This window comes from Acinetobacter sp. C13, assembly GCF_016809775.1.
GTDB lineage: Bacteria > Pseudomonadota > Gammaproteobacteria > Pseudomonadales > Moraxellaceae > Acinetobacter > Acinetobacter pittii.
In genome coordinates this window covers 461930-478754 of the sequence record NZ_JAFBJL010000002.1, presented here as the reverse complement: position 1 = coordinate 478754, position 16825 = coordinate 461930, and the positions used below count along the sequence as shown (strand labels likewise).

Below are 16825 nucleotides of genomic sequence, written 5' to 3'. Positions count from 1 at the left end.
TTGAAAGCTCCTTATTTATTCTTATAACGCTAAGAGTTGCTCAACAACACGTGCTGCACTGCGGGAGCCGTCTTCATGAAAGCCCCAGCCCCAATATGCTCCACAAAATGAAGTACGATTTTGCCCATTAATTTCGTGCCAACGAGATTGAGCTTGAATCGCTTTTGCATCAAATACGGGATGCCGGTATTGCCGCTCAACCAAGATGTCTTCGGCTTTGATTTTCATATTCGGATTTAAAGTAGAAAAAATTTGCGTAGCGCAGGATAAATTCTGCAAATTATTCATCCAGTAGGTAAAACCATAATGTATGTCGGACTCATCGTTTTGAACTTGAGATTTTGGTGTTACATGTACATGCCAGCTTGCCCACTGCAAACGGCTTTTAGGCATAATTGAAAGATCACGATGGACGACCATTCGATTATCTTGATAACCAAATTGGCTTAATATTTCTTGTTCAAGTTCTGACGCATCTTTAATTAAACTTAGGCTATCGTCAGCGTGGCTTGCAAAAATCACCCAGTCATATTGGGTTTGCCCTTCAACGGTTTCGATCAACACAGTTTCTGGTGAACGACTCACAGCTTTTACTTCTGCAAATTTCCATTCAATGGATCGGCATTTATTTTGAATAGCACGAATATAGCTTGCCGAACCATCTTTAACTGTTTGCCATTGTGGGCGGTCTTTTAACTGTAACATGCGGTGATGTTGAAAAAAGCTCACCACAAATCGATATGGAATTTGTCCTACCTGCTCAACGGGTGCCGACCATAAGGCACCGCACATCGGATAAAGATGCTCATAACGGAACTCATGACTATATTTGTGAAGGTCCAAATACTCTTCAATCGATAAATTAGGATCAATATCCGCCACATCTATATATTTATTATCATCATAGAAACGCAGCAAATCTGAGAGCATTTGCAGAAATTTTCGGTTTAAAAAGTTCTGTGGACGGGCAAAGAGCGACCATTTTTTTGAAGGGTTATATTGAAGTCCACTGACCAGATTATTCACCGAAAAACTCATATCGCTGCTTTGAGTTTCTACGCCTAATTTTTTAAGCATGTCAGTAAATAACGGATAGTTATAGTCGTTAAACACAATAAAACCACTATCTACCGCGACTTTAGTGCCTTCTATCTCTAGCTCGTGAGTGTCAGTATGACCGCCAAAATAGTTATTTTTTTCATACACAGTGACTTGATGTTGTTCTGACAATCTCCAAGCTGCGTAAAGTCCAGATATACCTGAACCAATAATGGCAATTTTCATAACACTTCACCGTTTTCAATTTTCTCTATCGATAAGTCTTTAATCTTTTTATATTGATAAACCTTGTCTGGTACGGGCTTTAGCCCCCACACCAAACCAAATAAAGACATCAGTTTGAGCACATAAAAGGTGATATCAATCTGCCACCAATAAAAACCTTGTCGCACACTGCCTGCGTAAAAGTGATGGTTGTTGTGCCATCCTTCACCCAATGTAATTAAAGAAAGTAGGAAGTTATTACGGCTATCATCTGGGGTATTAAACTCACGTGAGCCATAACGATGAGCGAGTGAATTAATACACAAGGTTGCATGTGTTAATAGAACAGTGGAAATCACAAATCCCCACACTAAAAGTTGTAAGCCATTGGTGCCCAACTCAGGAAAATGTTGCGCAAGCCAAGAACCTAGGCCATAAATTGCTAAGGCCGTCAAAATCACAATAGGCAAACTAAATCGGTCTAGCCAAATCAGCTCAGGATATTTCAACCAGTCTTTAATGACTTTTTTTCGAGTAGCAAAATTCTGCTCATTTAAAAACCAGCCTACATGCGAATACCAAAAACCTGCTTTCGCTGAATGCGGGTCCTGATCGGTGTCGGTAAAGTGATGGTGATAACGGTGATGGGCTGCCCACCATAGAGGTCCGCGCTGCGCACTCATGGTCCCGATCAGTACAAAAATGAATTGAACAAGACGTGATGTCTGAAAAGTTTTATGCGAAAGATAGCGGTGGAAAAAAGCAGTAATTGCAAACATGCGAAGAAAATAAAAACCCAGCATGAAAACAACCGCGAACCAAGATACGCCCACCCAAAACACTGCTAAACAAGCGATATGTAATAAAATAAAAGGAATAATTCTTAACCATTGAATTTTCTTTTCAATGACATATTCGCTAGAAGCACCCACTTGCGCATTTTCTGAATCTGACCAGCTATCGATCCAGCGCAGAAAAAATTTAGACATTGATTCTTCCTGATCTAAAGCATTTCTTTTGGTTCTAATTTAGAAAATGCGCAATGAATTTTATGTGAAGTTCACTCGGTTACGAGATCAATATAAGCATCTACGCAACCAGCATTTCACTATTTAGACTGTGTTGTCTTAACGAGTTTAGAAACGTCGTAGCCATAGCTTTTTGCGGTTTGCAGATAAGACAGATATGTCGCCTCATCAAGTTGAGGGCTACGAGAAAGAATCCATAAATATTTATGGCTTGGGCCACCGACTAAAGCAACCTGATAATTTGGGTCAACTCTTAAAACCCAGTAATCACCTTTTGTAAAAGGAATCCATCTAAGGCCAGAAGGTAAAAAGCTTACCTTCAATTTACTGTTGCCTTCATTTTGCGAATAAGCAACGCCTTCAGATGAGATCGTTTCTCCATTTTTATTCGTACAACTATTTAAAACACCAACAGTTTTATCCGCGTTAATAGAATAGTTTGCAGTTGTATTGGCTACACAATTACGCTGAAAAAACATAGGTAAATGCGCAATTTCATACCACTTACCTGCGTATTTATTAATATCGATAAAATCAACAGCGACGGGTTTAGTATTGGTGTCTGCAAAGGTGCTCAAAGGAAGCATTAAGCTCACCGCTGCAAGGCTGCTGCTAATGATAAGTGATTTAAATAATAATTTCATGATCGCCCTCTTCTGTTTATTTCATACGTTTAAACATACATCAGAGGGCTGTGAACAAAGTGTGAATTTTAAAAATTAAGCAACATTAATAAGCATTTAATTGTATTTCTTTAGAGCATCTGCAACTGGAAAATCAAGTTCAAAGCACACACCCTCGACCGTGTTATAAACTCGATAGCGGCCATCATGTAGATCCATAATTGAAGCAACAATCGATAAGCCTAATCCACCTGTTTGATTCTCATCACTTCGACTTGAATGGCATTGGTAGAATCGTTCAAAAAGATGCTCAAGTTGATGTTCAGCAATTGAAATAGCACCCGTTACCACAGTCAGACTCACCCATTGCCTATGTTCAATCATTTTATGTTTTGTTGCGATATAAATAGTTCGCTTGTCACCACCGTGAACCAACGCATTTAAAATCAGGTTATAAACGGCTCTTTGAAAAAGCTCAGGATCTGCAAATAACGTTTGAGCTTCTAAGTTAAAACTAAAATGACAGTCTTGTTCCTCGGCCTGATATTCAAAAATCTGGCATAGCCCATCTATAACATCTTGGATATTTATTTCTTGTTTGTTTACAAACACCATTTTCTGATCGGCTCTTGCCAAGAAAAGCATGCTATCAATCATGCGTTTTAATCTGTGGTAATCGTCTAAATGAGACACCAGCAAATCTTCATATTGCTCAACCGAACGTTCGCCAGTTAAGGCAATCTCGGTTTGCCCAATCAGATTATTTAAAGGTGTGCGGAACTCATGTGCGATATCTTCAGAAAAACGGTTGAGCTGCGTATAGCCCTTTTCAATACGCTCAAGCATGTGGTTTATATCTTTTGAAAGCAGATCAACTTCTAAAGGTGAATTTGGAAGGTTTAACCGTTTCTGTAGCTGATTTACGTTAATAGAATGAGTTTGCTTGCGAAGCTGTTGTAGCGACTTTAAACCTAAATGACACACTAAAATGCAAAGCACAAAGATCGCAAACACGCCCCCGACCACATACATCAAGAGACTTTCTTGAAAAGGTAAAAGAATATTAATGCGTTCCGACCATTGTTTACCTGCAATGAGCAGATAAGGTTCGTTATTAATTTTTATGGATTTCCAAGCAATGCGCGTTGGATAGGGGTTGTTAGATAAATCTTGAAATTGAAGACTGTCGCGCTGTGCAAGTTCAGGTAGTTGAATGTGAAGCGGATTGATATTAATTAAAGTTTTGTCTTTATGAATAAGTAGAAACAAGTTGTCTTGATTGCCAAGCATGTTTTGATACAGCTTAGGCCGCGCAATGATTTGCTCTACATTTTCGCTATCTTGCAGCAAAATTTCCAAACGGTTAATTCTGTCTGCTAAAGCTTTATCTTGCTGCTTTAATAAAATCTGGTTAATACCCAAATAGGTCATAAAGCCGACTGAACATAAAATTAAGGCAGAACAGAGCGTGACCAGTAATGTAATACGGACTTCAAGAGAACGCACAAATTTAAAGTTCATAAACTAACCGAAATTTTATAGCCCAAGCCACGTATGGTATGAATAAGTTTTAATTCATATCCCTCATCAATTTTGCTTCGTAAACGGCGTACAGCGACATCAATAAAGTTTGTATCAGTGTCAAAGTTAATATTCCAAACTTCGGAACCAATTTGTCTGCGTGTCACAATTTGCTCTTTGTTGAGCAATAAATAACGCAACAAATTAAATTCGGTTTTACTCAGTTCAATTAAGTTTCCGTTACGCCATACTTTATGGCCGACCACATCCATTTTTAGATCACTAATAGACAACTCATTTTCTTGCAGATATTGCTGTCGTCTTAACAGACTTTTAATGCGTGCCAACAGTTCAATATAGGAAAAAGGTTTAGCCAAGTAATCATCTGCTCCCAACTCCAAACCTTTCACTCTATCCATCACCTGATCTTTCGCCGTTAAAAAAATCACCGGAATTTTTGAAAACTGGCGTAGGACTTGTAATACGCTCCAGCCGTCTATGTCTGGCAGCATGACATCAAGAATAAGCAAGTCATATTGATCTCTCTTTAGCATTTCCAAACCTTGCAGCCCTAAGTGAACACACTCCGCTTGATATCCAGACTCTTTTAATCCTTTGACCAAATAAGTGGCGATCTTGATCTCGTCTTCAATAATAAGGATACGCATTTTGTAGAGACTCATTTGAAAGATGACAACTTTGTAATGTGATTGTCATGCTTGAAATTAAGCAATTTGTTTAAGATTTTCAAAGCGACATAGAGGCAATCATCATGAAAAAATTGAACTGGCTGATGTTAGCAGCCGTGCTATTCGGTAATAGTACTTTTGCACAGCCCCCTGCTTTGAATCAAGTTTATTCGTTAGATCTTCAAACTGCCCACCTGCTAGCCGACAGTGCAAAAGAGGCATGCAAAAAATTAAATCAAAACATTGCGGTTGTTGTTGTAGATCGCGGTGGTAATCCATTAACTGCCGAACGGCATGAGTTGGTGGGCCCGCATAACTTAATGGCTGCCGAGAAAAAAGCCTATACCGCGTTATCTACCAAAACATCGACCTTAGTTTTAAGCCAAAACAGTAACCAAAACCCCGATGCAAAAAATTTAACTACCGTAGCAAATTTACTTTTGTTAGGCGGTGGCGTACCTGTCCGTTTTGAGAACCAAGTGATCGGTGCTATTGGAGTTGCGGGTGCTGGCGGCGCACAGAATGACAATCAATGCGCAAGCAAAGCCATTGAAATCGTTTTTCATTCATAAGGAGTTCATTATGACTAAATCATTTATTGCTTTATCTTCATTATTTATAGCTTCAACTACATTTGCACAAACTAATCCACTAAGTGTGCATGTGTTAAATTTAGAAACGGGTTTACCCTCTTCTCAGGTTGAAGTCGTTTTAGAAAAAAACACCAATAATCAGTGGGTAAAACTCAACCAGCAAGTGACCGATTCAAATGGTCGTATTACTGCACTCTATCCAGAAAATAAGAAACTTGAGCAAGGCGTTTATAAAGTTACCTTTAAAACTGAAGACTGGTTTAAAAAGAACAAACAGCAAACGTTCTTTAGTGAAGTACCTGTGATTTTTAAAGTGGACGGCAGCGTAAACCACTACCATATTCCATTACTGCTCAGCCCTTACGGTTACTCAACCTACAGAGGCAACTAAAATAAAAAAGCCTTTATCTGTTTTTAAACAGATAAAGGCTTGTGTTAGAAAATTTTACTACGAACAAACACCATTCGTGATCACTACTTTTTTGTTTGAATCTAACGCCACAATTGAAGAAGAAACCGTATTAATGATTTGAGTCATCGCTTCACTTGAAGCATTCACAATACCTTCCATCTTTTTAGCTTTCTGATCAATCGGCTGCTTAAAAGCAATTCGACAATTGAGCTGAGATCCTGCATTCGTGATGACTTTTGCATTATTTGACTCTAATTGAGTGGGCGGTATTTGACGCTTCACTACCCAAGACACCGCAATATTAATATAGCTTTTATCTACAATATCAAAATGAGAAAAGTCTGTAGAAACTCGATATAAAGGCTGATTGTTTCCAGCTAACCCGCTGCTATAACTGTCAATTGCCCCTAATTTTTGCTGTAAACCCGCCGACAAGGTATCGCGTAATTGCGTACCCATGGTCGATGTCCAGCGTTCATTGTTTAACACCGTAGACTTACCACTACTGTCTTGGAGTACCAAAGGCGCACGGTCCAATCGGTCTGGAATCCCGACGGGTAATACCTCAATCACCTGCACAGTTGATTTTGTAGCCGCAGTAATTTTAGGGGACATCGTATAATAATTTGGCGTTGGCGAACTCGAACATGCCGTCATGGCAACAGCCGTTAAAAACAGGCCGCTCCCAAGCAGCCATTTGGCTGCTTTAGGATGTTGAAAAGATAGAGTGTTTTTATTTTTCATCATCGGTCTCTGGTGTCTTACCACGAATAATTGATTCAGGATGTTGCTCAATATAGTCTGCCATTAACTGTAATGAAGCAGCTGCACGTGTCATTTGCTGCAATGCTTTACGTACGTCTTGTTGTAACGGCGCATCGCTCGACAAAATAGACTCTGACGATCTTACAGTTTTACGAACATCGTCTAAGGTTGCTTGTAAACCAGGTGCAACTTTTCCATCTAACTGTTTAACCAGTTTGTCGGTAGACTCAATGGCTGTGTTCATATTGTTGAGCGTTTTACGTACATCTTGCCCAATCTCAACTAACGGGAATTTAGTTAATTTATCAGCAATCTGAGAAACTTGTGCTTGTAAGCCACTCAATTCAGTTGGTGTAGTTGGAATCACCACACGGTCATCACTCAAAATTTGTAATGTGGCTGGCTTAGCTTTAGGGAACTTATCTAGGGCAATATAGTTTTGGCCCGTGAGAAGGTTGCCTGTTCTCATTTGAGCACGCCATCCATGTTCAACAAAATCTTTGAAAATATTGCTGTTTGGATTGAGTGCCTGTCCATTCTCCACGCGTGACGGATAAATAACCGCCTCAACACGCATACGAATCTGCTTATAGTTGTTATAAAACTCTGCATTAATCGATTTAACATTACCAATTTCAATGCCCATGAAATCAATTGGCGCGCCAACAGACAGTCCACGTAATGAATGATCAAAGTACATAATCACACCACGAGGTTGCCCGTCAGGCTCTTTTAATGCCTCAGATTTCGAGTCCCATAGATTAAAGCGACTATGATTTGCCGCTGTAGTAGCACGCGAGCTTTCAGGGATTCCAAAAGCAATACCGCCTGCGACAATACTTGCCAGCGATTGAGTATCTAAACTAAATCCTGAAGCATTCAAACTCACATCGATACCACTCGCCTGCCAAAAACGTGCATCTGTGGTGACAAACTTGTCATACGGTGCACGGATAAAAGTTTGCAGCTCTACAGTTTTACCATCATTTGACAATTTATAGGCTGTAATTTGGCCCACATTAATTCGACGATAATAAATTGGAGAACCGACATCTAAAGACCCCAAGTCATCTGCATTTAAGAAAAATTCTTTACCCGGTACATCGGAAGTAATCACTGGCGGTACTTCTAAGCCTGTAAATTCAAGCTTTTTCTCTTCCGACTTACCACCATCCACTTCAATATATGAACCTGACAATAATGTGTCTATTCCTGAAACCCCACTCGTCCCAATACGTGGTCGCACGACCCAAAAGCGTGAATCTTTTGCGGCAAAGTTACTCGCATCTTTACGCAAATCAATTCTGGCAATCACGTGTGAACGGTCTTCTGAAAGATCAATCTGACGTACTACACCAATATCCACCTGTTTATAACGGACCGTTGTTTTACCCGCGACCAATCCCTCAGCCGTCCTAAAAGATACGTCAATAGTAGGGCCGTGAGACAAGAGCGCTTTTATCGCTAATGAAAGCGCGATTAAAAGAGCAATCAATGGAATGAGCCAAATTAAAAGAGGCTTCCACCGACTTTTCTTTTCTTGGGGTTCTGGCAAATCATTCATGCTATCCAGTTCAACATCCGGATCACGACGATCTGAGTTACCAGGGGTTATTTCATTTTCAGACATACTCATTGTTCTTTTATTGACTGGGATTAATAGAATCATTATTCAACGGCGGATGTTCTGCCTGAATAATCTTGGTTTTGTTTGAGGCAAAAGAAGAAGGCTTATTTTTATTTTGAGATGCGTAGAAGTTATCCCAAATAAGCCGTGGGTCAAAACTTAACGATGCAAACATGGTTAACACTACAACTGCACCAAAAGCAATCGAACCCGGCCCTGCTAAAATCGTAGCAAGCGACTGAATCTGAATGAGCGCTGTTAAGAGTGCCACCACAAATACATCAATCATTGACCAACGGCCAATAAACTCGACAACTCGATATAATTTAACGCATTGCTCAGGTAAAAACTTCCAAGCTGAAGATTGTTGAAGATATACCGCCACCAATAAAAAATACAAAATCAGTAGCTTTAGCATGGGAATAAAAATACTGGCCATAAAAATGACCACTGAAACCAGATAGTCTCCACTTTGCCAAAAGTAAATGACTCCACTCATGATGGTATCTTGCTGGCTACCCAACAGTGAGTCAGTCACCGTCATTGGAAGTACATTGGCGGGAATATAGAGAATGGTCGCAGCCACCACTAAGGCAAAAGTTCGATTTAAACTCGCTGGCTTACGTGAATGCAGAACACTATTACAACGAGTACAACGTAAAACCTGATGGCTTTGGTTGAGTTGTCTCTTTTCATTTTGAGCAGAATTTACAACCCCACAGCAGTGACACACAATTAATGAGAGATCTTTGGCTCTTGGGTATTGCTTAAGCATTGCCCCTTGCTGCGAGCTTTGTGTTTGGGTCACATTTTTTATCGTTTTCATGGCAGTGACCTATCAATTTCGTTCCATATATCACTCACCTTTATGGAAGTAATATAAACCAACAATACACTTAAAATCGCAAATGCCCATAACGCAATCTCGGGAATCACCAACACCATTCCTATTAACTTCACAAGCGTAACCAAGATTCCAATTAAGAAGACCTCAACCATTCCCCACACTCTCATAAAATAAAGTGTACGTAAGGCAAATACTAAAAATGTGGGTCTTTTCTTCAATACGCTTACTGTGCCCAACACATAGGAAAGTAATAAAAGATAGGAAAGTGGCACAATAAAAGTGGTGATTAAAATAAGAATGCCAACAAAAGCCCGATCATAATGAAACATTACCCAGACCGCACCAAGTAAAGTGGTTTCAGAGATGTTGCCCTGCAATTCAATTTTTACAATAGGAAAGCTATTGGCAATAATAAATACGATCAACGCCGTTAAGATTAATGCCAACAGTGTCGAAAAAGGTTTGGTGTGCCGATAGAGTTCAGCACCGCAGCATAAGCAATAAGCTCTTTTTCCATAAGCAAGCGGGGTTCTACGATAGACAGTATCGCATTCCTCACAACCTGCTAATTCTTTAAGCTTCATAGTTATACTCTGAGATTTATAGTTTTAACTGTGTCACACAAAACTCTTTTTATTACTAAGGTAAATTAAAATATAAATCAATCGAAAAACTATCCAAGTCATCATAAATTTTGAGATGAAAATTACCATGTACTCTTCAATATATTATTGAAACTCCTGAATAATCTGTACAAATTCTGTGGTCAAATTAAAATAGAACCTAAAAGTCAAAGGCTTAAGCTGAGATAACACAGTTTTATGACCAACATATCTTAGATCGGCATGCGACAGCACGAAACCATCAAAAATTTAGCATTTCTGAACAGTACGGCATGTGAGTCATTGGGAAACCAGTACGAAAGAATAGCGTATTGGTTATAGAGGCGGACAGAGATTTACTTAAAAATATGAGCGCTCATAGAATAACTCTAAAGTTTCTAAATTCTTAACCCTCTCTTTTTAATATGATAATTTTAATTAGAACATAAAACCAAAAAATTAATCACTTTTACATTCAAATATACACTCCATTTAATAACGCTAATTTCAAATCTTATATTTTTCTTTAAAATAAATGTAATTATGAAGATTAATTTAAATATATTAAAAATTAATTTATGCGACACAATTATCAAAAAACCAATTTTAAGTAGATTATTTTTTAATTTATATAGAAATTAAGACTAGTCTAGCAATTAAAAATTAATTATTTAAATATCAATATATTAAAAATTTATTTTCAAGATTAGATATAAGCAAGACGCTTTAATCTCATAAAATATTCTTTATATTATTGTAAATAAATTTTACCTTTCATTAAAAAATTAATAGTTGATTTAAATACTCAGAATTACCACCAGACCTTAGTTCACACGTATTTTAAGCATATTATTTTTTATAATTAAACTTAAGAAAACCACTAAACTTGAAGGTTTGCTTAAGTAATTTTCATACTGTATTTTAAAAATGAAAAATAAATAAATTTATATATTAAAGATAGAGCTAATAATAAAAGTGAGATCAAAATGATTGAATGGTTACAAGGTGTTTTAAAGCACAGCCCCGAAATATTATTGTTCTTATCACTCGCAATCGGCTTCTGGATTGGACAATTCCAATTTGGAAAATTTCAATTTGGTGGAGTCGCAGGCTCCTTACTCGTCGCAGTTGTTTTAAGCCTTATTGGCGTACCTGTCGATAACGGCGTTAAAGCAATTTTATTTGCTCTCTTCATTTACGCAGTAGGCTTTGAAAGTGGCCCTCAGTTTTTTAAATCACTGGGTCCACAGTCCATAAAAGAAATTTTATTAGCAGTATTCATGGCAGTGTGTGGTTTAGTCACTGTTTTAGTGATGGCTAAAATTTTTCATCTCGATAAAGGCTTGGCTGCGGGTCTCGCTGCGGGCGGCATGACTCAATCAGCGATTATTGGGACTGCGGGAGATGCAATTTCTAGACTCGATCTCCCACTCGCAGAAATTCAAAGACTTCAAGCAAATGTCGCGATTGGCTATGCGGTCACTTATATTTTCGGTTCATTGGGAGCAATTATTGTCTGTGTGAATATCTTGCCTAAATTTATGGGTAAAGAAATTCACGACGATGCTTTAAAAGCTCAAAGTGAACGACTGAAAGGTGCTTTTGAATTAGCCCCAGGCCAAGAACTGGCAATGCCCGAAATTGTTGGCCGTATTTATAAAGTTAAACAAGCCAATGGGCAAACTATTGCGGAAATTGAAGCAAAAGAGCCGAGTATTACGATTGAACGGTTAAAACGTAAAGATCAGTTTATTGATGTCGCACCCGAGCTAACTTTACAAACAGACGATGTCATTCTACTGGTTGGTCGCCGTGCCAATGTAGTTTCAGTTGCCGAGCAAATCGGTAGCGAATTACAGTCATCGCAAGGTATGGAAATGATTATGGATACCAGCGATGTCATCCTAAGAAATTCCAAATATCTCAACCGTACTTTAGGAGACATCAAGGCCAATACACCTGCGTATTTAAAGCACGGTATTTATGTACTTGCGATTAAACGTAAGGATGAGCCACAACCTTTAAGTGACGATACTGTTTTACGACAAGGTGATGTAGTCACAGTATACGGAACAAAAAGCGACCTCGACCGCTTGGTGAAAGAAGCAGGTAAAGCCCTACCTGAAAGTTTAAAAACGGACTGGATTTTCCATGGTGCAGGCCTTGTGGTTGGCTTAGTGATTGGTCTTTTTGTGATTCGTTTGGGTGATGTGCCATTAACTCTTGGTGCTGGTGGCGGTGCTTTACTATCAGGTCTTCTGTTTGGTTGGATTCGAAGTCGAAATCAAGTGCATGGCAATATGCCTTTAGCGGCTTCACAGCTTCTTAAAGATTTGGGTCTTGCAGGCTTCGTTGCTGCCGTCGGCTTACAATCAGGTTTACAAGCAATTCAAACCATTAAAGAAAGTGGTCTTTCACTCTTTATGATTGGAGTTGTGGTAACACTGGTTCCTCTCCTACTTTCCATGCTCTTTGCTCGTTATGTTCTGCGTTATGACAACGTTGCAGTAATGGCAGGTGCACTATCTGGTTCACGCAGTGCAAACCCTGCATTTGGTGCAATTTTAGACAAAGCAGGAAACTCGATTCCGACCGTTCCATTTGCAATTACCTATGCCCTAGCAAATGTGTTCTTAACCTTACTCGGACCACTGATCGTAGGCTTGGCCTGATTTTATACATTGAATTAGAAATTTTATTCATCTCACTATAATTAAGGAGACGTCCCATGGGGAAAGTCGATTATTCTAAATACGCAAAACTCAGCCCATTTGAACTAAAAGATAATTTAATAGAATTAGCTCAAAGCAGAACTGACCGAATGATGCTAAATGCTGGGCGTGGTAATCCAAACTTTCTTGCTACCATCCCACGTAGAGCATTCTTTCAACTGGGTTTGTTTTCTGCGACCGAATCCGAATTTTCATTTTCCTATATGCCGGAAGGTTTAGGTGGCTTCCCGCGCCCCGTTGGACTCCAGTCACGTTTTGATAACTTCATTTTGGAAAACCGTGACAAACCAGGTGTGGTCTTTTTAGGCAAAGCCGTGTCTTATGTGCGCGACCAGTTAGGCTTAGACCCAGATCTTTTTTTACTTGAAATGGTTGAAGGGATTTTAGGCTGTAACTATCCAGTGCCAGACCGAATGCTTCGAGTGAGTGAAACAATTATTAAAGAGTACGTCTTAAGAGAAATGGGCGTACAAGGCATGCAAAAAAGAGACTTAGATTTGTTTGCGGTCGAAGGCGGAACAGCCGCAATGGCCTATATTTTTAACTCATTAAAAGAAAATAAAATTATCAAAAATGGCGACCGTATTGCCATTGGTAGCCCTATTTTTACACCATATCTTGAGATTCCAAAACTCAATGACTACCAGCTTGAAGAAGTATTGATTGAAGCCGACCCTAAACTCGGTTGGCAATATCCAGAGTCGGAGCTTAGAAAGTTAGAAGATCCGTCTATTAAAGCATTCTTTTTAGTCAATCCAAGTAACCCACCATCGGTGAAAATGAGTGATGAAGGACTTGCGATTTTGGCCGATATCGTCAAAAAACGCCCTGATCTGATCATTTTGACCGATGACGTTTACGGTACGTTTGCAGATAACTTCAAATCACTTTTTGCAATCTGTCCTGACAATACAATTTTGGTTTATTCGTTCTCTAAATACTTTGGTGCGACTGGTTGGCGACTCGGTGTCATTGCACTTTCAAATAACAATGTGCTTGATAAACAAATTGCGAACTTATCGAAAAAAGAGAAGAAAGAGCTTGAAGAGCGCTATTCATCTTTAACTACCGACCCAGCAAGCATTAAGTTTATTGACCGTTTAGTTGCCGATAGCCGAAATGTTGCTTTGAACCATACCGCTGGTCTGTCTACCCCACAACAAGTTCAAATGGTTTTATTTGCACTATTTAATATGATGGACTCACGCCAAAGCTATAAAAAAGCAGTTAAATCTGTTGTTCGTGAACGCGATGCAGCACTTTATAGACAGCTTGGTGTCGAGGTTCCAACAGATCCAAATGCTGTGGACTACTACACCCTAGTCAACCTTGAAAACACATCACGGACTCTCTATGGAGATGAGTTTGCAGATTGGGTTATGAAAAATAAAAATCCGACCGAGCTATTATTTAGAGTAGCAGATGAAACAGGTGTGGTTTTATTGCCGGGTTCTGGCTTCGGTGTGCAGCACCCTTCTGCTCGTGCATCTTTAGCTAACCTGAATGAATACCAATATGCCGCAATTGGTGATTCTCTAAGACGTTTTGCAGATGAAGCTTATGCAGAGTATTTAAAAACTAAAAAAGGCAAATAAACACCTATATACAGTGAGGCTCTAGCAGCCTCACTTTTTTCTTTCTGTTCTTTAATTTGCTATTTCAGTTTTTGAATGTAAAAGGTTCAATTTAAGCATTTACCTTTAAAAAGTAATCTAGCAACTGATCAGGTTCTTCATTTTGGCTTGAACCTAAAAGTCCAAAAATCGCACCATCAATCATAAATACAAAAATATCTGACTCTTCATACGTAGCCCTTTTTTTAGATTCTCGCAGAACCCAGAAAATTTCATTTTTAAGCCATCGCCTATAGCGAATTGCGGTTTGATAAGCGTTTGGATAAAGCTGTTTAATTTCAAAAATCGCTTTAAACAACAGGTAATACGCCCCCTTTAAGTCCGCATGTAAAAGGTAGATTTGTCTAAGCGTAAGAGCCAAATCTGGATATTGACGAGATTCACTTACCGCTCTCACTTTTTCTTTTAAGTGCTCTTTTTGAACCAACAAACACATTTCAATTAATCTTTCTTTGGAGTGAAAGTAGTTGTAAAAAGTGGCTTTAGAAATTTTAGTCTCACTAACAATCCGGTCCACCCCGACCTTGTTGAAGCCGTATTGTTTAAATAAATCTGCTGCTGTGTTAAGCGCTCGCGTCGCTCTAAATGAAACTTCTAAATTTTTCATGTTTACTGCTTAAAATAATTTTTTGTTGTATATAAAAGAGATAGAAATGCCGTCACTCTTAAAATGAGTGCTAAATACAGGCATGCAAAAACCGCACAATAATGGTGTGCTCACCTATCTCTGGTTTATTGTTGCTATGTTTTAGTCGTAACGATTCTTAAGGTATAGAAACCTAAAGTCGGTTAAATCGTTTTAAAGACTGTTTAAGCGGTATGGATAGAAAGAATTTGGCAAAGGTTGCCAACGAGAGAGAAGAAATAGTACGCATAACGGCGGACTCCTTTTGATTTAGAAGAGTCTTACCAATTACTGCTAAATAATGGTGGCAAGACTAGAAGGGTTAGCAGACTGGTACAAAAGGAAACCAGCACACCCGAAGGTGTCCCTCCTAGCCTCACCATAAAGGCGTGACTTAAGAGAACGCACAAAAACCAAAACAGCATTGTTGTGCGCCTTTTGTAGACGGTCTGCTAAAACCGACTGGCAATGTAGGCCAGCAGGCAAAGGATAGTGCCCAACCCTATTTCAGTCAAGCACACAAAATGACATCTGTTTTAAAATAGATCATTAAAAAGTAAGGATAAATAATTAAAATCTATTGTTAAATTGAGTTTATAAAACAGATATTTTCTAGTTCGCTTGAAGCTGTAGATAAACAACTAAGTTTTAAACGATTTTATCTTCGGTCAATATATTCCAGATAGCCCCTTCCTACTAATGGCTGATCATAGAATTCGCCTTGCCATGTATATGAAGAAACGAAACCAGCAGCCAATCCAAAACAATATGGAGTGTCTACTTGTGCTGAAATATCTAGAACCTTTTGATTATTGTGATAAGCAGCCCAGCGAAAAGTATTTGGTAAATTCATTGGAAAACCATCAGGTGTAATCTGTGGTTCTTCTTGAAGACTGGTTACTTCAAAAAGTATATCTCCGTTGTATTGAATTGATGTTCCATCAATATGACGATAGTAAACAGAAGTCAAAATGGGTTGGTCTTCATAGCAAATAAAAGCCAGTAATAACTGCTGTTCATGGTCAATATTAATAACTTGATAGCTAAAGACTTTTACAGGAAGTTGAATATTCTCAACTAACCATTTGTTTTTGAGCATTGAGGTCGCTACAGCTTTCCAAGACTCAAGCGTACAAAGCCCTTTAATACTCTCACTATTGCCTTTTTGTTTAATATAGCCGTCATAATGCATCAAGACACTAAAATGTTTATAAAAAGCACTATAGGCAAACCATGAAATAGCTTTGGTAGGCTTTAAATGAAGTTCTAGTTCTAAATCTTCTCTTTTAGTAATTAATATAAATCCATCACCATCCTCATGCATGACACTCTGATTGTCAAAATTAATCCCAAAAGGGGTTTGGTTAAACTTGATATCATTTTTGATTGAAAATGTTCTGTAGGCCTCAGGCGTTGTCGATAATGCTGTTCCATGTACCAAAGAAGCTGTATCCCCTTTTCCATCTTTAGACATTTGATAGTTGGTATCTGTAATCGTAAATCCAACATAACCTAATACCGAAGCCCAAGATAAATATCGAAATGGTTCAGGTAAGTCAGGAATCATGACCCCGTAATGTGTACTACCAAAGCGCTTATAAAGCGTATGAGGACTGAGTTCAAACTCTTTTGGCAATGTTGCTTGTCGTTCTGGTGTAACAGCTCCCAACAATGAGCCTGAAAGTTTGGCAACCTTTTGATTGGCTTTGTCTTTAAAACTCTTTGGTAATCTATCGCTTGAGATTAACATTTTTAAGATCCTTTATTTTTATCTACTTAAAAAATTAAGTTCCATATTAGAACTTGATAATTTGCAATTGAATGTTAATAAAGGACATCTTGATCTAAGCAAATGCACTAAAAC

General features: G+C 38.6%; 15 protein-coding genes. 4 read left to right on the top strand and 11 right to left on the bottom strand.

Annotated elements, in window-relative coordinates; genetic code table 11:
• Positions 1-21: 21 nt before the first annotated feature.
• From JGE69_RS07455 to JGE69_RS07435, 5 genes are all read right to left on the bottom strand, one after another.
• Positions 22-1284 (bottom strand): NAD(P)/FAD-dependent oxidoreductase, encoded by a 1263-nt coding sequence (locus JGE69_RS07455; protein ID WP_199112905.1) that lies wholly within the window; start codon positions 1282-1284, stop codon positions 22-24.
• A complete protein-coding gene (locus JGE69_RS07450; RefSeq protein ID WP_199112907.1) occupies positions 1281-2252 on the bottom strand; it encodes an acyl-CoA desaturase in 972 nt (323 codons plus the stop codon). Before JGE69_RS07450 ends, JGE69_RS07455 begins: the two co-directional genes overlap by 4 nt.
• Positions 2253-2371: 119 nt before the next feature.
• The gene (locus tag JGE69_RS07445; RefSeq protein WP_199112909.1) at positions 2372-2935 is read right to left on the bottom strand and encodes a lipocalin family protein; all 564 of its coding nucleotides are present in this window, start codon (positions 2933-2935) and stop codon (positions 2372-2374) included.
• 96 nt (positions 2936-3031) lie between these two features.
• The gene (locus tag JGE69_RS07440) at positions 3032-4435 is read right to left on the bottom strand and encodes a heavy metal sensor histidine kinase (protein WP_199112911.1); all 1404 of its coding nucleotides are present in this window, start codon (positions 4433-4435) and stop codon (positions 3032-3034) included.
• Positions 4432-5103, bottom strand: a complete 672-nt coding sequence (locus tag JGE69_RS07435) for a heavy metal response regulator transcription factor (RefSeq protein WP_017480807.1) — start codon at positions 5101-5103, stop codon at positions 4432-4434. The genes JGE69_RS07440 and JGE69_RS07435 overlap by 4 nt, the downstream gene beginning before the upstream one ends.
• Positions 5104-5228: 125 nt before the next feature.
• Here JGE69_RS07435 and JGE69_RS07430 point away from each other — a divergent pair, with 125 nt between their 5' ends.
• Both JGE69_RS07430 and uraH read left to right on the top strand, forming a co-directional pair.
• Positions 5229-5696: a GlcG/HbpS family heme-binding protein gene (locus JGE69_RS07430; protein ID WP_199113252.1), complete on the top strand. Its 468-nt coding sequence runs from the start codon at positions 5229-5231 to the stop codon at positions 5694-5696.
• 10 nt (positions 5697-5706) lie between these two features.
• Positions 5707-6108: a hydroxyisourate hydrolase gene (uraH, locus tag JGE69_RS07425; protein ID WP_199112916.1), complete on the top strand. Its 402-nt coding sequence runs from the start codon at positions 5707-5709 to the stop codon at positions 6106-6108.
• Positions 6109-6165: 57 nt separating this feature from the next.
• Here uraH and JGE69_RS07420 read toward each other — a convergent pair whose 3' ends face one another.
• Genes JGE69_RS07420 through JGE69_RS07405 form a run of 4 tightly spaced genes read right to left on the bottom strand, consistent with a single transcriptional unit; the run spans position 6166 to position 9952 of the window.
• The gene (locus JGE69_RS07420) at positions 6166-6873 is read right to left on the bottom strand and encodes a membrane integrity-associated transporter subunit PqiC (protein WP_199112918.1); all 708 of its coding nucleotides are present in this window, start codon (positions 6871-6873) and stop codon (positions 6166-6168) included.
• A complete protein-coding gene (locus JGE69_RS07415; RefSeq protein ID WP_199112920.1) occupies positions 6863-8530 on the bottom strand; it encodes an intermembrane transport protein PqiB in 1668 nt (555 codons plus the stop codon). Before JGE69_RS07415 ends, JGE69_RS07420 begins: the two co-directional genes overlap by 11 nt.
• Positions 8531-8537: 7 nt before the next feature.
• Positions 8538-9347, bottom strand: a complete 810-nt coding sequence (locus JGE69_RS07410) for a paraquat-inducible protein A (protein ID WP_068557711.1) — start codon at positions 9345-9347, stop codon at positions 8538-8540.
• On the bottom strand, positions 9344-9952 hold the full coding sequence (locus JGE69_RS07405; RefSeq protein WP_002116639.1) for a paraquat-inducible protein A: 609 nt from the start codon (positions 9950-9952) through the stop codon (positions 9344-9346). Before JGE69_RS07405 ends, JGE69_RS07410 begins: the two co-directional genes overlap by 4 nt.
• Positions 9953-10956: 1004 nt before the next feature.
• Between JGE69_RS07405 and aspT the strand changes: the two genes are divergently transcribed.
• Together aspT and JGE69_RS07395 are read left to right on the top strand one after the other, a co-directional pair.
• Positions 10957-12642: an aspartate-alanine antiporter gene (gene aspT, locus JGE69_RS07400; RefSeq protein WP_002116621.1), complete on the top strand. Its 1686-nt coding sequence runs from the start codon at positions 10957-10959 to the stop codon at positions 12640-12642.
• Positions 12643-12698: 56 nt separating this feature from the next.
• Positions 12699-14297 (top strand): bifunctional aspartate transaminase/aspartate 4-decarboxylase, encoded by a 1599-nt coding sequence (locus JGE69_RS07395; RefSeq protein ID WP_002116631.1) that lies wholly within the window; start codon positions 12699-12701, stop codon positions 14295-14297.
• Between the two features lie 91 nt (positions 14298-14388).
• Here JGE69_RS07395 and JGE69_RS07390 read toward each other — a convergent pair whose 3' ends face one another.
• Positions 14389-14943, bottom strand: coding sequence for a TetR/AcrR family transcriptional regulator (locus JGE69_RS07390; protein ID WP_199112922.1), 555 nt, complete (start codon positions 14941-14943; stop codon positions 14389-14391).
• Between the two features lie 676 nt (positions 14944-15619).
• Entirely contained in the window at positions 15620-16711 is a 1092-nt protein-coding gene (locus tag JGE69_RS07385) for a DUF6670 family protein (protein ID WP_199112924.1), read from the bottom strand.
• Positions 16712-16825 lie beyond the last annotated feature (114 nt).

What these genes read in the sequence shown, in the direction of transcription:
- JGE69_RS07455 (WP_199112905.1), bottom strand. Translation starts at nt 1,284, where the DNA reads ATGAAAATTGCCATTATTGGTTCAGGTATATCTGGACTTTACGCAGCT.
- JGE69_RS07450 (WP_199112907.1), bottom strand. Translation starts at nt 2,252, where the DNA reads ATGTCTAAATTTTTTCTGCGCTGGATCGATAGCTGGTCAGATTCAGAA.
- JGE69_RS07445 (WP_199112909.1), bottom strand. Translation starts at nt 2,935, where the DNA reads ATGAAATTATTATTTAAATCACTTATCATTAGCAGCAGCCTTGCAGCG.
- JGE69_RS07440 (WP_199112911.1), bottom strand. Translation starts at nt 4,435, where the DNA reads ATGAACTTTAAATTTGTGCGTTCTCTTGAAGTCCGTATTACATTACTG.
- JGE69_RS07435 (WP_017480807.1), bottom strand. Translation starts at nt 5,103, where the DNA reads ATGCGTATCCTTATTATTGAAGACGAGATCAAGATCGCCACTTATTTG.
- JGE69_RS07430 (WP_199113252.1), top strand. Translation starts at nt 5,229, where the DNA reads ATGTTAGCAGCCGTGCTATTCGGTAATAGTACTTTTGCACAGCCCCCT.
- uraH (WP_199112916.1), top strand. Translation starts at nt 5,707, where the DNA reads ATGACTAAATCATTTATTGCTTTATCTTCATTATTTATAGCTTCAACT.
- JGE69_RS07420 (WP_199112918.1), bottom strand. Translation starts at nt 6,873, where the DNA reads ATGAAAAATAAAAACACTCTATCTTTTCAACATCCTAAAGCAGCCAAA.
- JGE69_RS07415 (WP_199112920.1), bottom strand. Translation starts at nt 8,530, where the DNA reads ATGAGTATGTCTGAAAATGAAATAACCCCTGGTAACTCAGATCGTCGT.
- JGE69_RS07410 (WP_068557711.1), bottom strand. Translation starts at nt 9,347, where the DNA reads ATGAAAACGATAAAAAATGTGACCCAAACACAAAGCTCGCAGCAAGGG.
- JGE69_RS07405 (WP_002116639.1), bottom strand. Translation starts at nt 9,952, where the DNA reads ATGAAGCTTAAAGAATTAGCAGGTTGTGAGGAATGCGATACTGTCTAT.
- aspT (WP_002116621.1), top strand. Translation starts at nt 10,957, where the DNA reads ATGATTGAATGGTTACAAGGTGTTTTAAAGCACAGCCCCGAAATATTA.
- JGE69_RS07395 (WP_002116631.1), top strand. Translation starts at nt 12,699, where the DNA reads ATGGGGAAAGTCGATTATTCTAAATACGCAAAACTCAGCCCATTTGAA.
- JGE69_RS07390 (WP_199112922.1), bottom strand. Translation starts at nt 14,943, where the DNA reads ATGAAAAATTTAGAAGTTTCATTTAGAGCGACGCGAGCGCTTAACACA.
- JGE69_RS07385 (WP_199112924.1), bottom strand. Translation starts at nt 16,711, where the DNA reads ATGTTAATCTCAAGCGATAGATTACCAAAGAGTTTTAAAGACAAAGCC.